This is a genomic window from Rugosimonospora acidiphila, from assembly GCF_039543385.1.
Lineage (GTDB): Bacteria > Actinomycetota > Actinomycetes > Mycobacteriales > Micromonosporaceae > Rugosimonospora > Rugosimonospora acidiphila.
Genome location: NZ_BAABJQ010000008.1, coordinates 243,444 through 258,901 on the forward strand (window position 1 = coordinate 243,444; position 15,458 = coordinate 258,901).

Here is a 15,458-nt window from a genome sequence, read left to right on the forward strand (position 1 = left end):
TAGCTGGTTCAGCGATTGCGGTGGCCGCCACGTGCAGCGTCCTCGTCGGCGCGGCATACGCGTCGCAGTCCGGTTCCTCCGCCGACGGCGGATTCGCCGTCGACGCCCTGACAGCGGCGCAGGTGCCGCAGGGGGGCGTCGTCTCACAGCCGGTGCGTGGGCTGTGGACCGGTGATCAACCCCTGAGCTTCGTCAAGGTCGCTGGCCCGGACTGGCTGAGCGTCACCTCCGAGGGCGTCGTGACCGGCACCGTGCCGAGCGATGTCTCGAACCAGTCGGTAGTGGTCACCGTGCAAGCGGCGGGACAGTCGTCGTCGGATTCGCTGCAGGTCGTCGTCCCGGTGCTGGCCGGCGGAGCGGCGCAGCATCTGGAGGTTGCCAGCTTGAACCTCGATGACGCCGGCGCGAACGCGGCCTCGGGCGCGGAGCAGAAGGTGCTGAGCACGATCGCCGGCGAAGGTATCCAGGTCCTCGGCGTTCAGGAGTCGGGCGCGTTCGAGGCCAGCGAACTGGCGAACGAACTGGGCTGGCACTCCTGGCAGGCCACCGCCTCGCAGGGCAGCGGAGATCTGGGCATCGTCAGCGCGTATCCGATCAGCAACGTGACCCCGCCGACGGCGAGTGTCCCGGCCGCGGCGGTGACGCTGGACGTGAACGGAGCGCCGGTTCGGGTCTGGGTGACCCATCTGGACGAGAGCGACTACGGCCCCACCAGGGCCTGCTCCGGAGCGACCGACGTCGTGACGCACGAGCTGGGCACGACCCGTTACGCACAAGCACAGGCCGTGGCGTCTGCGATGGGCGCGGACGTCACCGCCGCCGCTGGCAGCGGAACGCCGGTGATCATGCTCGGCGATCTGGCCTCTCCGTCGGGCTCGGACTGGACGAGCGCGACCTCGGCCGCGCACTGCAACGCGGGAGCGGTGAACTGGCCCGTGCCCGCCGCGTTCGACAGCGCCGGGCTGACGGACTCGTTCCGCGTGGCGAACCCCGACCCGACGACCGACGCCGGCCCGACCTGGCCGTCGGTGGCCGCCGACAGCACCGAGGGCCCGGCCGATCGCATCGACTACGTCGACTACGCGGGCGGGCTCACCGTGCTGGGCGCCGAGTCGTACTACACCGGTTGGACCGGCCCCGGAGGACCCTCCACGGACTGGCCGTCCGATCACGCCGCCGCCGTGACGCTGTTCCAGCTGCCGGCGACCGCCCTGACGACTCCACCGTCGACCGTACCGACGACCTCCCCGTCGACCGCGCCGACGACCTCCAACCCGGTCAACACCAAGCCACAGAAGTTCACCGCCGGCACGGCGACGATCGCCGGGACAGCGCAGGTCGGCAGCACCGTGACCGCGTCCGTCACCGGCTTCGCGCCGACGCCGAGCACGTACAGCTACCAGTGGCTGCGCAACGGCGCCGCGATCAGCGGCGCGACCAAGCCGACCTATGCGGTGGTCGCGGCCGACGACGCAACGAAACTGACCGTGCGGGTGACCGCCTCCGCCACCGGCTTCACCAGCAAGGCGGTGACCTCGGTCGCCAGCCGAGTCGTTGACGGCCAGTTCGCATCCCCGCCCAAACCGAAGATCACCGGCACGGCGGTCCACGGCCAAACCCTCACGGCCACCACCGCGGCGTGGAGCCCGAAGCCGTCCCTGACCTACCAGTGGTACGCGGACGGGAACGCGATCAAGAGCGCGACCACAGCGAGCTACAAGGTCGCCGCGAAGTTCGAGGGTGAACGGCTCACGGTGAGTGTCACCGGCAGCAAGGCCGGCTACGCCACCGTCACCGTGACTTCGGCACAGACGGGGGTCGTGAAATGAGGTCCTTCAACGTTCGCGCCCTCCTCGCCGGGCTCGCGGTCAGCGCGCTTGCCGTGACGGGCGTGGTGGCACTGCCCGGACCGGACGCCCTGGCGGACACCATCGCCGGAGTCAGCGGCAGCGGCACCGCCGCCGACCCGTACCTCATCGACAGCGCGGCCGGCCTCGACGCCGCCGCGGCCGCCGTCAACGCCGACACCGCGCACACCGGTGCGGCGATCGCGAGCTACCGGCTGCGCACCGATGTCGACTACGCGGGCAAGACCTTCGCCGACTTCACCTGGTTCGGCGGCACGTTCGACGGCAACGGGCACACGATCAGCAACCTGGTGAACACGGTCACGGTGACCGGGACCACCGCCGCGAGCGCCGTGTTCTACACGCTGAGCGGCGCGACGGTGCAGAACCTGACGCTCGACGCGGTGAGCACCGTGCCGCCCGACCAGTCGGCCAGCGACTCCTATCCGGTCGCCGCGCTCGCCGGGACCGTGACCAGTTCGACCATCACCGGCGTCGGCCTGATCGACTCGACCGTCTCCGTGACCACCGGGAGCACCAGCGCCGCGCTGGCCGGACTCGTCGACACGGTGGCAGGCACCCAGGCCGCCCCGAGCACGATCAGCAACAACTACCTCAGCGGCACGACGGTGACCGGACTGAAGTACGTCGGCGCCCTGGTAGCCAACGTGGGGTCGAACTCGACGGTCTCGGACAATTTCGTCTCGGCCGCGGTCAGCAACACCGCCAGCGGGGCCGGCGAAACGGCGACCCTGCTCGTGCGCAGCATCACGGGCACCGCGGGTGTCGCGATCCGGGACAACGTCATCCACTCCGGCTCGATCACGCGCTCCTTCGGCTCGAGCGCCTACAACGGCGGCTGGGTCAGTGGATCCTCCGCCGGCACCGGCATCACGATCTCGAACAATCTGGTCAACGCCAACAACAGCCTCAACATCGCGGCCGACGCCAAACTCGGGCTGACCGCCAGCCCGATCGCCGTACCCGCGGACTGGCCGTACGGCAGCAGCTTCGCCATCGGCTGGAGCGGCAATCACCCCTACGACTACACCAACTGCACGGGCACGGCCGACCCCGTCACCGGCAGCAAGTGCTGGACCATCGGTGACAACGGCACGTACACCGATCCGTCCGCACTCGCGACGCAGGCCACCTATGACGGCAGCGGCGACGGCCTCGGCTGGGACTTCACCAAGACCTGGACGTGGGACACCACCGCCCAGCATCCGGTGCTGTCGCGGGCGCCCAAGGTGACCACGACGACGCAGAGCATCACCGTCACGCAGGGCTCGCAGCTGGACGCCGCCGCCCTGGAGTCGAAGGCCGGAGCGAGCATCGACAAGGGCACGCTGTCGGCCGATCTGAGTGGCGTGGACACGGCCACCGCCGGCACCCAGACGGCGTACCTCATCGGCACCGCGGACGGTTTCACGACCACCGTGCCGATCACGGTGACGGTGACGGTGCCGACCGCGGGTCCGACCCTCTCGGTCCCGATCACCACGATCTCGGTGCCCGCGGGTGCGATGCCGACGGCGGCTCAGATCCTGGCGGCTACTCAGGCCACGACCGACAAGGGCACGCTCGGCGTCGACTTCGGCACGCTGGGCGCCGCCGACTTCGCCACGCCCGGGGCCACGAACACGGTGAACGTCACCGCGTCGTTCAACGGCCTGTCGGCCACGCCGGTGCCGGTGACGGTCAACGTCACGCTGGCCGGGAGCGGGACCGCGGCTGACCCCTACCAGCTCGGTTCGGCCGCGGATCTCGACTACGCCACGGCCACGATCAACGCCGACGCGGCCCGTACCGGTGCCGCGATGGCGCACTACGCGTTGAGCGCGGACATCGACTACGGCGGCAAGACCTTCGCCGGCATCACCTGGTTCGGTGGGACGTTCGACGGAGCCGGACACACCATCAGCAACCTGGTGAACCCGACCTCCACCGACACCGCGCCGGTCACCGCGATGTTCACGACCGACACCGGAACGATTGAGAACCTGGTGCTCTCGCACCTGACCTCGAACGTGACCTGTGCCGGCGGCGCGACCTACTACGACGCCGGGGTCGTCAACAGCCTGAGCGGCGGCACGCTGAGTGGTGTCGAACTGATCGACTCGTCCGTGGTCATGACCACCGGCGCGTGCGCCACGAACTCGTTCGTGGGCGGCCTGGTCCGCATCACCTCGGGCGCCGCGACGATCACGAACAACCTGGTGTGGAACAGCACCATCGGCGGCAACAAGTACGCGGGTGGCATCGCGGCCGCGCCGGCCAATGGCGCCGTCATCACCAACAACTTGGTCAACGCCACCATCTACCAGCCCACCAGCGGTGCCGGTGCCACCGTCGGCGGCGTCGACGCGGTGCCCGCGGGCACGGTGACCACCACCGGCAACGTCATCTTCGGCGGCTCGGTGACCGCCGGTACGGGTACGACCCCGGCGACCGGCGGAACCCACACCGTCAACGCCATCGCCGCGGGCGCGACGAGCCCGACGAACCTGGTCAGCTCGAACGCCGCCATCCAGCCGTCCACCAACGGCAATAACACGCCACCCAGCAACGGCACGCCCGTCAGCGCCACCGACCTCGCCAAGCAATCGACCTACGAGGGCGCCGGCTGGGACTTCACGGGCGGCGCCACGCCGTGGGCGTGGGACGCCATCGACAACCACCCCGTGCTGCGCACCGCGCCGCTGTTGCAGCTGACCGGCACGGTCCAGTTCAGCTACGCGGTCGGCGCCGAGTCGGCTGCGCAGGCGAAGGCCGCGATCCTGGCCGCCGCCGCACCGGTTGTCGACCAGCAGGGCGCATCCCCGGTCTACGACGTGGATCTGTCCGGCGTCGACTTCGGCACCGCCGGGACCTACCCGGCCGAGGTGACCGCCACCGACGGCGGCGTCGCGACGATGCCCCGTCCGGTGACCGTCAACATCGTCGACCCGGGCGCCTTGACGGTGAGCGTGCTCGACCCGACCCTCGACCTCAACGCGACCGACAGCATCACCGAGGAGCAGCTGCTCGTCCGCTCGGGCGCCACCGCCGCGCAGGGAACGCTCGCCGTTGACACCGGCGATCTCGCCGCCGTCAACACCGCGGCGGGTGCCGCCACCACTGGCTCCTACCCGGTGCGGGTGACAGCGGACCTGCGCGGCGTCGCCGGCAGCCCGACGACCGTGACCGTGAAGGTCGTCGCCGCGAGCGCGCCGGTGATCAAGGTGACCTCGACGCAGCTGAGCTTCGTCGCCGGCGATTCGATCACCGCTGACAACGGTGCGGCGGTGCTCGCCGGATCGGGAGCGACCGCGACCGACGGCAGCACCCCGAGCGTGGTCTTCCCGAGCGGATTCGACGAGAACACGCCGGGTACCTACAGCGTGAGTCTGGTCGACGCGCCGGCGACGCAGGTGAACCTCCAGCTCGCCGTGACGGCGGTGCCGACGCCCGTGATCACCGTTGCGCACCCGACGGTCACCTTCGTCGAGGGAGCCGACCCGGACGAACCGGCCGTGCTCAGCGCCCTCGGCGCAAGCATCAGCAATGCCAGCTCGGGGGCCACGGTGTCGGTGGACCTGTCGGGCGTCGACTTCGACACCCCCGGCAGCTACCGCGTCAACGTCACCGGCTCGCTGCATGGCGTGGCCGCCGTACCCGTACCCGCCACGATCAACGTGCTGCTGCCCGGCTCGGGCACGGCGGCGGACCCGTACCTGATCGGCTCGGCCCAGGACCTGGACACGGCGGCGTTGCTGATCAACCAGGACACGGCCCACACCGGCGCGGCCGTGGCGACCTACCGGCTCAGTTCTGACATCGACTACGGCGCCAAGACCTTCGCCGACTTCGCCTGGTTCGGCGGTACCTTCGACGGCAACGGTCACGCGATCAGCAACATCGCGTACGCGACCTCCACCGCGGCGTCTCCGATCACGGCGATGTTCGACACCGTCACCGGCACGATCGAGAACCTCGAGCTGTCGCACGTCGACGCCGCCGTGACCTGCGTGAGCGGTCAGACGAACTACCTCGCGGGCGTCGTGGACACACTCAGCGGAACGCTGAGCCGGGTCGCACTGGTGGATTCGTCGGTCGTCATGACGCGGGGTGCCTGCGCCACCAACTCGTTCACCGGCGGCCTGGCCCGGGCGACCACGGGCACGATCACCCAGAGCATGGTCTGGAACACCACGGTCACCGGCAACAAGTACGCCGCGGCGCTCACCAGCAACGGCGCCGGCAAGCTCACGAACAACCTGGTCAACGCCACCGTCGCCCAGACCACGAGCGGTGCCGGGGCGGGAGCCGGTGAGGTCGAGGCCTCCGGGGCACCCGCGCTGGCCACCGGCAACGTGATCTACGGCGGCTCGGTCACCGGTACCGGCACGCACACCACCTCGGCGATCGGGCAGGAGGCCACCGCGGGCACCCCGCTCGGAACGAACAACCTGGTCAGCTCGAACGTGGTCCTCGCCCCGGGCACCAACGCGGCGACCCCGGACAACGGCACCCCGGTGACGCCCGCCGCCCTGGCCCAGCAGGCCACCTACGAGGGCATCGGGTTCGACTTCGGCGCGTCGTCGGCCTGGTCCTGGGTGGACGCCGGGCTGGCCAGTCACCCGATCCTGTCCTACCTGCCGGCCAACTTCTCCGCCCCGGTGGTGGCGCTGGCCGGCCCGTCGATCATCGTGTCGGCCCAGGCCCCCGAGCCCGATGAGGCCGACCTGCTCAAGCAGTTCGGCGCCGTCACCGATCACGGCACCCTGAGCATCACCCTGGGCGACCCCACCGACGGCGGCGTCAACTTCCAGCTGCCGGGCAGCTACCCCGCGACGATCAGCGCGACGGACAACGGCGTGACCACGACGGTCGACACCACGATCGTCGTCACTGCCCTGCTGGGCAGTGGCACCGCGGCCGACCCGCTGCTGATCGGCTCGCGGGCCGACCTCGACAACGCGGTCGCCGCGCTCGACAGCGGGCCGGCCGTCTACCAGAGCGCGCACTATCAGCTGACCGCGGACATCAACTACGCCGGCGACAACTTCAGCGGGATCGACCTGCTCACCGGAGTCTTCGACGGTGGCGGTCACACGATCAGCAACCTCACGTACGCGACCGACGGTGCCACGGACGGCGACACGTTGGCGTTCTTCCGGGTTCTGGACGGCGCGACGGTGCGCAACCTCAGCGTGAACAACGTCCTCGGCCAGGGCGCCAGCGACGCCGCGGGCCTGGCCGCCGACGTGTACTCCTCGACGATCAGTGATGTCTCGGTGATCGCGGCCACGCTCAGCACCACCGGTGCGGGAGGTACCGGTGACATCGGCGGCCTCGTCGCCGACGCGTTCGCCAACCACTACGCCGACCGTGGGTCATCGGTGTCCGACAACGGCACGACCACGATCACGGACACCAGCGTGTCGCAGACCTCGATCGCGGGCCGCTGGAAGGTCGGTGGCCTCGTCGCCTCCGCCGTGGGTGCGGTCGCGATCGAACGGAACCTGATCGACGTCGACACGACGAGCGACTCGCTGGTCGGGCCGGGCGCCGGGGTCTCGGCCGGCGGCGTGCTCGGCGCGGTCGGCACGGCGACCACCGGCGGTACGACCGACAACACCGTCCACCTCGCGGACAACGTGGTGTTCGGCGGCTCGGTCTCGTACGCCAGCGAGGGCGGTTCGCGAACCGGCTTCGCCGGGCTGGTGCTCGGTGACGTGTCAGGCACCGGCGCCGGCGCGAGCGACTGGGTCGAGACCGACAACCTGGTCAGCTCGAACACGACGCTGGGCGCGAATCTCACCGGCGATGCCGCGAGCTTCAGCGGCCACGGCGACCAGGACGGGACGCCCACCGCCGCGGGCGACCTGTCGGACGAGCAGAGCTACATCGAGCTGGGCTGGGACTTCGGCAGCGCCAGCCCGGTGTGGGCCTGGTCGGACGGGGCGGGACGCCCCGCGCTGGCCGCCGTGCCCGAGCTGGCTGTGCCGACGGTGAGCACGTCGCGGACGTCGGTGGCGTACCAGGTGGGTAACGTCCCGTCGGACGCCAAGATCCTGGCCGACCTCGGCGCGACGGTGTCGCTGGACGGCACCGCGGCGCTGGACCGCTCCGGCGCCGACCTGACCCAGACCGGTTCGTACGCCCTGGCCATCGTCGGCACCGCCGCCGGCGTAGGTAGCCGGGCCGTGACCGTGACGGTGAACGTCGTACCGGTCGTCGCGATCACCGCCCTGGTGACCAGCGTCGACTACGTGACCGGCACACCCGTCGACTCGGACCAGCTCCTGGCCGACGTCGGGGCGTCGCTGAACACGACCGGCACGCTGGACGTCGACCTGTCGAACGTCGACTTCAGCAAGGCGGGCGACTACGACGTGACGCTCACGGCGGTCGACGACTACGGTTTCGCTGCCCAACCGGTCACGGTGACCGTGGTCCTGCAGGACCCGCAGACCGGTCCGGGCGGGGGATCGGGCGGAGGGTCGCCGGTGGTCGCCGGCACCCCGACGATCAAGGGCCAGCCGCGCATCGGTGTGCAGCTGACGGCCAACCCCGGCACGTGGGTGCCCGCCGGGTCGCCGTCGTACAGCTGGCTTCGGGACGGCGTGGCCATCGCCGGCGCGACCGGTAAGACGTACACGCCGGTCGCCGCCGATGCCGGCCACCTGCTGCAGGTCGCCGTGACGGAGACGCCCGACGGCTTCCCGGCCACCACCGCCTACTCCGCGGCGGTCACCGTCGCGGCCGGCACGTTCGTGGCTCCGAAGCCGACCCTGACGGGCACGGCCCGGGTCGGCGAGGCGCTGGTGGCCACTCCGGGCACGTGGACACCGCAACCGACGCTGGCCTACAGCTGGCTGCGCAACGGCGTGGCCATCGGTGGTGCGACCGGCGCGTCCTACACCCCGACCAAGGCTGACCTCGGTGCGAAGCTGCGGGTGCAGGTGACCGGGGCGAGCGCGGGCTACACGACCAAGTCGGTGACCTCGGCGGCGTTGACGGTGGCGGCCGGGGTGTTCACCGCGCCCACGCCGACGGTGAAGGGGACGGCGACGGTGGGCTCCACGTTGAAGGTGTCGGTCGGCGCCTGGTCGCCGGCGCCGAAGACCTTCGAGTACCAGTGGCTGCGTGACGGTGCCGCGATCAAGGGGGCGACGAGTGCGAGCTACGTGCTCGTGGCCGCCGACTACGGCAAGCAGGTCAGCGTGCGGGTGGTCGGCTCCCGGGTCGCGTACGTGACCGCGTCGGTGACCTCGGCGAAGGTGACGGTGGGGGCCGGGGTGTTCACCGCGCCCACGCCGAAGGTGAAGGGGACGGCGACGGTGGGCTCCACGTTGACCGTGTCCGTCGGCGCCTGGTCGCCGATGCCGAAGTACTTCGAGTACCAGTGGTTGCGTAACGGTAAGGCGATCAAGGGCGCGACGAGCGCGACGTACGTGCTCGTGGCCGCCGATGCTGGCAAGCAGGTCAGCGTGCGGGTGGTCGGCTCCCGGGTCGCGTACGTGACCACGTCGGTGACCTCGGCGGCGGTGACTGCCGAGGCGGCCGCCGTGCGCGCCGGCACACCCACGATCATCGGGAAGGCCAAGGTCGGCCAGACCCTGACGGTCGCCACCGGCAAGTGGAGCCCGAAGCCGACGTTCTCCTACCAGTGGTACGCGGACGGCAAGAAGATCCCGCATGCCACGGGCGCCGCCTACCAGATCGCCAGCACGTACCAGAACACCGAAATCACCGTCGCCGTCACCGGGGCGGCGGACGGATATCTCACGGCCACCGCGTTCTCCGACGCGACAACGGCCGTCAAGTGAGCCGCGAGAGCACGCCGGCCACCGTCAACGAGAGTGCGGGACAGAACGAGAGTGCGGGACAGAACATGATCAGCAAGCGTCGTCGCCCGGGATCCAAGCATCGCTGGCCGCAGCTCGGGTTAGTAGCCGTGCTGGCAGTCTCCGGCCTGGCCGGCGTCACGGTCGCGCTGCCCGGTCAGTCGCAGGCCGAGGCACTGCCGGACAACTCACAGAACACGACGACGCCGATCAAGCACGTCGTGGTGCTCTATGACGAGAACGAGAGCTTCGACCACTACTTCGGCACGTACCCGTACGCCGCCAATTCCGACGGCACCCCGTTCACCCCCGCGGCGGGCACGCCGACCGACATCAACACGATGCTCAACGCCGGCCTGGTGCCGGGCGACGCCCCGGGCGCCCAGGTCGCCGCGCACAACCCGAACGCGAGCCTGCCGACCGATTCCACGTTCTACACCGCGCCGAATCCCAACACCTACCAGCCCGACCGCCTGACCTCATCGCAGGCCATCACCTGCGACCAGAACCACTCATACGGTCCCGAGCAGCAGGCGATGGGTACCGGCGGGTTGGACCAGTTCGTGCAGTCCACCAACAGCACCTGCACGACCCAGGGCACCTTCTCCTCGCCCGGCCTCGTCATGGACTACTACGACGGCAACACCGTCACGGGGCTCTGGAACTACGCCCAGAACTACGCGATGAGCGACAACAACTGGGACACGGTCTTCGGCCCGTCCACGCCCGGCCACCTGAACCTGGTCAGCGGCAACACCTACTCCGGAACCGCCGTCGTCAACAGCGACGCCGACGCCAACGGCGACACCTTCGGTAACGCGGCGAGCGTGTCCACGCCGTCGATGCACGGCGCGAACATCGGCGATCTGCTCAACGGCAAGGGCGTCTCCTGGGGATGGTTCCAGGGCGGCTTCGCCTCGGCATCCGAGACGAGCCAGAACGTCGCCGGTGCCGCGCAGGAGGACTACGTCGCCCACCACGACCCGTTCCAGTACTACGCCTCGACCGAGAACTGGGCGCACACCCCACCGGCCGCCGACAGCGAGATCGGTCATGACGGGCCGGCGAACCACCAGTACGACCTGTCGCTGTTCGATGACGCACTGAACAACGTCGACGGCGCCAGCCTGCCGGCGGTGTCGATGCTCAAGCCGCCCGCGGCCGAGAACGCCCACCCGGGCAACAGCGGCCCGCTGGATGAGCAGGCGTTCCTCACCAAGGAAATCAACGACATCGAACAGTCGCCGTACTGGTCCTCGACCGCGATAGTGGTGACCTACGACGACTCCGACGGTTGGTACGACCACGTCGCCCCGACCATCACCAACTCCTCGTCAGGCGCCGCCGGCGACACCACGATCTGCACCCGGGCCGCGGGCGACGGGGTGCCGATGCTCGATGGCTACGCCGGCCGGTGTGGGCCCTCGCAACGGCTGCCGCTGCTGGTGATCTCGCCCTATGCCAAGAAGAACTACGTCTCCCACGTGATGACCACCCAGGCGAGCGTGCTGCGGTTCATCGAGGACAACTGGTCGACGGGCCGGATCGACGACAGCTCCGCAGTCAAGGGATCGTTCGACGCGACCGCCAACAGCCTGGACGACTTCTTCGACTGGAGCCACCCACAGGGCAACGAGGTGCTGCTCGACTCGACGATGTACAAGCCGGGCGCGAGCTGTGTGGGCGTGACCGACTTCTCGACGTGCATCAACCCGACCTTCGGCGCGGTGGCGTCCAAGCCGGTCGACGCCTCCGCACCCGTCGCCGCACCGACGATCACCGCCGCGCGGCACACGGTGACACTGCGCGCCGAAGACCCCCTGCCCAGCGAGGCCGACTTCCTCGGCGCTGACGGCGTCGACGCGTCCATCACGGCGGGCAGCCTGTCGGTCGACCTCTCCTCGGTCAAGCCCGACGTGGTCGGCACCTACAGCGTCACCGTCACCGGAGCCCTCGGCGCGAACGGCGACCAGTCCGCCCCGAACAGCGGCGTGCCCGCCATGAACCCGCAGACGATCACCGTGCAGGTGGCGCCGTTCATCACCCTGGCGCACTCAACGGTGACCGTGACGGCGGGTACGGCGCCGTCGCCGACCTTCCTGCGCAGCCTGGCCGGCGCCACCATCGTCGGCGGGACGCTGGCCCTACCCGACCTGTCCGGCATCGACTTCACCCAGGCCGGCTCCCACGAGGTGCAGATCACCGGCGGGGGCAACGGCGTCCCGGCGATCCCCGCGACGCTGACCGTCATCGTGACGGACGCTGGACCGTCCGCGGCACCAGTGATCACGCTGGCCAAGCCGGCGCTGTCCTATCCGGTCGGCGCTTCGCCCACCGCGGCGCAGGTTGCCACCGCCGCCGGCGCCGCCATCACCCACGGCGCGCTCGATGAACTCGACCTGTCGGGTGTGGACTTCAGCAAGCCCGGCACGTACGAGGTCGTGGTGTCCGGTGCGGACGGCACCCAGCACGCCGCCCCGGTGACGCTGAGCATCGCAGTGGTGGCCATCCCGGTCATCACGGTTGGTCAGTCCGCGATCACGAGCACGGCCGGGACGACGCTGACCTCGGATCAGGTACTCGCCGACACGTCGGCCTCGATCTCGTCCGGCGCGTTGGACCCGGTGGACCTGACCGGCGTGGAGTCGAGCACCCCGGGCACCTACACCGTGCAGATCACCGGCTCGGACCGGGGGATCGCGGCCACGCCGGTGACCGTCACGATCCAGGTTCTGAAGCAGGTGGCGAAGCCGATCGCCTCGGTCACGACGCTCACCCTGTCGCAACCGTCGGTGACCTATCCCGATTCGGTGACCGCCACCGTCACGGTCACCGCCAAGAAGGTCACGCCGAGCGGCAAGGTCGGCGTGTACAACGGTTCGACGCTGCTCACGAGCGTGAAGTTGGCCAAGGGGGTGGCCACGGTCGCGCTCAGCCTTCCGGCCGGCAGCTACACCCTGCACGCCGCCTATCTCGGCAGCGCGGCGGTGACGGCAAGCACCAGCAAGACCGTCACGCTCGCGGTAGCGAAGGCCACGTCCAAGACGACGCTGAAGGTGGCGGACACGTCATTGAACACAAAGCAGCAGCCGTCGCTGACGATCAAGGTCACCGCGAGCGGCACCACACCGACGGGCACGGTCCAGATCTATGACGGTGCGATCCTGGAGAAGACCGTGACCCTCGCGAACGGCAAGGCGTCGGTGACGCTCGCGCCGCTCGCGGTGGGCTCTCACAAGTTGCAGGCCGTGTATGCCGGGAGTGCGACGGTGCAGACCAGCAGCAGCGCGATCGTGAAGGTCACGTCGGCGAAGTAGGCCCGCGCCAGATGGTTTTCGACATTGAAGGGGATCCCACGTGGTGAGGGTGAGGGGTGTTCGGGTAGCCGGGCTCGCGGCCGGCCTCGCTCTCGCCCTCGCCGCGGGTGGGTGCAGCGGGTCGTCGTCGGCCGGCAGTTCGGTCATCGCTATCGATACGAATATCGATGCGTGCGGTGGTGCGTGGAGCGCACCGCATGGTGGGTCATTGACGTTCGCCGTCACGAACAAGTTCGGCGCGCCGATGGACGTCTACCTCGCCGACCCCTCCGATGGTGCGGTGTATCAGGAGTTGGAGGGGATCGGCGCCGGCGCCACCCTGATGACGACGGTGACACTCGGCAACGGCCGTTACCGCTTCGAGTGCTTTCCCGCCGACGAGTCAGCGGTCATGGGCCCGACCGTGACCATCGGTGCCGCGAGCGGGATATCCGGCACGACGCCGGCGGTACGACCGGTCACGCAGGCTGATCTCATCCCGGTGGCCAAGGCCTATCAGGCGTGGGTCGCCGGCCGCCTGCCGGTGCTCCGGAGCCAGGTCGGGGTGCTGGCCAGCGACGTTGCCGCCGGTGACACGGCCAAGGCCAAGGCGGACTGGCTGACCGCCCACCTGACCTACGAGACGCTTGGCGCGGCCTACGACGCGTTCGGCGATCTGGACTCGGCCATCAACGCGGCACCGGCCAGTGACGTGCCGGCCGCGCAGGACACTAACCTGACCGGTTTCCACAAGATCGAGGCGTTGCTGTGGTCCGGCGCGCCCGCGCCGGCATCGCAAGCCGCCGTCGCCGGCCTCCTTCACGCGGTCGATCAGCTGATCACGCAGTTCGCGACCGTTGATATCGACCCGAACATCATCGCGTTACGCGCCCACGAGATCGTCGAGAATGCCATCCAGTTCGAACTGAACGGCACGACCGACGCCGGTTCACACAGCAACCTCGCGACCATCGGAGCCAACCTGGTCGGAGCCAATGAGACGCTGAATCTGCTGTCTGCGCTGCTGGTGAACCGCTACCCGAAGCTGTCCTCGGCCAAGGCCGCGCTCACCGCCGCCCAGCGGCTGGTGACCGGATTCGATCATGCCGGCACCTGGACGCCGCTCGACGAGCTGACCCGGGCGCAGCGGGAGACTCTCGACGCTCAACTGGAGAACCTGGTGGAACTGCTGGCACCGATCGCGGCGATCTGCGACGAACGCGTGGCGTCGCAATGAGTGGTGTGCCGTTCGGCCGGCGAGGGTTCCTGAGCGGAGTGCTGGGGGCCGGCGCCGGGGCCCTTGGCGCGACCGCGTTGACGGGCGCGACCGCGCACGCGGACGTCTCCGGCGCGGCGGCGACGCCGTCGGCGTTTCCGTTCCACGGTCCGCACCAGCAAGGCATCCTGACCCCGGCGCAGCGGTCCGGCCTCGTCGCGGCATTCGACGCCACAACGAGCAGCCGGGCCGAACTGGCCGAGTTGTTCCAGACGATCACCGCCCGGGCCCGTGCCCTGACCGCCGGTGGGGCGCCGGGCGATCTGGGCATCAGTGGGCCGCCGGCCGACAATGGCGTGCTCGGGCCGGGCGTGCCGGCGGACGGCCTGACGGTCACGCTCTCGGTGGGTGCATCCCTGTTCGACGCCCGCTTCGGCCTGGCCGCGCAGCGGCCCGCCAAGCTGACCACGATGCCGGACTTCCCCAACGACGCGCTGCGCCGTGAGCTGTGCGACGGCGATCTGCTGCTGCAGATCTGCGCCCACAACCCCGACACGGCCGTGCACGCGCTGCGCGAGATCAGCCGCGCCACCCGAGGTGGCATGCAACCGCGGTGGCGGCAGAGTGGTTTCGTGTCGCCCCCTCGCCCAGCCGGCACCCCACGCAACCTGATGGGCTTCAAGGACGGCACCGCCAACCCCGACACCAGCGACGGGGCCGACATGGCGAAGCTGGTCTGGACCCGCGGCGGTGACGGCGAACCGGCCTGGACCACCGGTGGTTCGTACCACGTGGTCCGGTTGATCCGGATGCTCGTCGAGTTCTGGGACCGGGTGAACCTGCGTGAGCAGGAGAACATGATCGGACGGCGCAAGGACAGCGGCGCCCCGAATACCGGTAGCAGCGAGTTCGACGCGCCCGACTTCGTCCACGATCCCAGCGGAGAGTCCATTCCCACGAATGCGCACATCCGGCTGGCCAACCCGCGCACTGCGCAGACGGACTCGTCCCGCCTGCTGCGCCGGCCCTACAACTACGACAACGGCGTCGACCCGAACGGCCAACTCGATATGGGACTGGTCTTCATCGCCTTCAACCAGGACCTGGAACGGCAGTTCGCCGCCGTCCAGAAGCGGCTCGTCGACGAACCGCTGGTCGACTACATCTCTCCCTACGGTGGGGGCTATTTCTTCGCACTGCCCGGAGTTCAGGACCCGCGCGACTGGTTCGGCCGCGGCCTGCTCGCCTGAACGTGGCGGTCCGC

Annotated in this window: 5 protein-coding genes; all 5 read left to right on the top strand. The window is 69.8% G+C overall.

Features of this window, described 5'->3' with window-relative positions:
• The first annotated feature begins 20 nt into the window (after positions 1 to 20).
• The 5 genes from ABEA87_RS16695 (at position 21) to efeB (ending at position 15,444) form a co-directional block, all read left to right on the top strand.
• Positions 21 to 1,829 (top strand): endonuclease/exonuclease/phosphatase family protein, encoded by a 1,809-nt coding sequence (locus ABEA87_RS16695; RefSeq protein ID WP_345630543.1) that lies wholly within the window; start codon positions 21 to 23, stop codon positions 1,827 to 1,829.
• Positions 1,826 to 9,664: a beta strand repeat-containing protein gene (locus tag ABEA87_RS16700; protein ID WP_345630544.1), complete on the top strand. Its 7,839-nt coding sequence runs from the start codon at positions 1,826 to 1,828 to the stop codon at positions 9,662 to 9,664. The genes ABEA87_RS16695 and ABEA87_RS16700 overlap by 4 nt, the downstream gene beginning before the upstream one ends.
• 128 nt (positions 9,665 to 9,792) lie before the next feature.
• The gene (locus ABEA87_RS16705; protein WP_345630545.1) at positions 9,793 to 12,999 is read left to right on the top strand and encodes an alkaline phosphatase family protein; all 3,207 of its coding nucleotides are present in this window, start codon (positions 9,793 to 9,795) and stop codon (positions 12,997 to 12,999) included.
• A 403-nt stretch (positions 13,000 to 13,402) separates the two neighbouring features.
• Positions 13,403 to 14,215 (top strand): EfeM/EfeO family lipoprotein, encoded by an 813-nt coding sequence (locus ABEA87_RS16710; RefSeq protein WP_345630547.1) that lies wholly within the window; start codon positions 13,403 to 13,405, stop codon positions 14,213 to 14,215.
• Complete coding sequence (gene efeB, locus ABEA87_RS16715) at positions 14,212 to 15,444, top strand: iron uptake transporter deferrochelatase/peroxidase subunit (RefSeq protein WP_345630548.1); 1,233 nt, start codon at positions 14,212 to 14,214, stop codon at positions 15,442 to 15,444. The genes ABEA87_RS16710 and efeB overlap by 4 nt, the downstream gene beginning before the upstream one ends.
• Positions 15,445 to 15,458 lie beyond the last annotated feature (14 nt).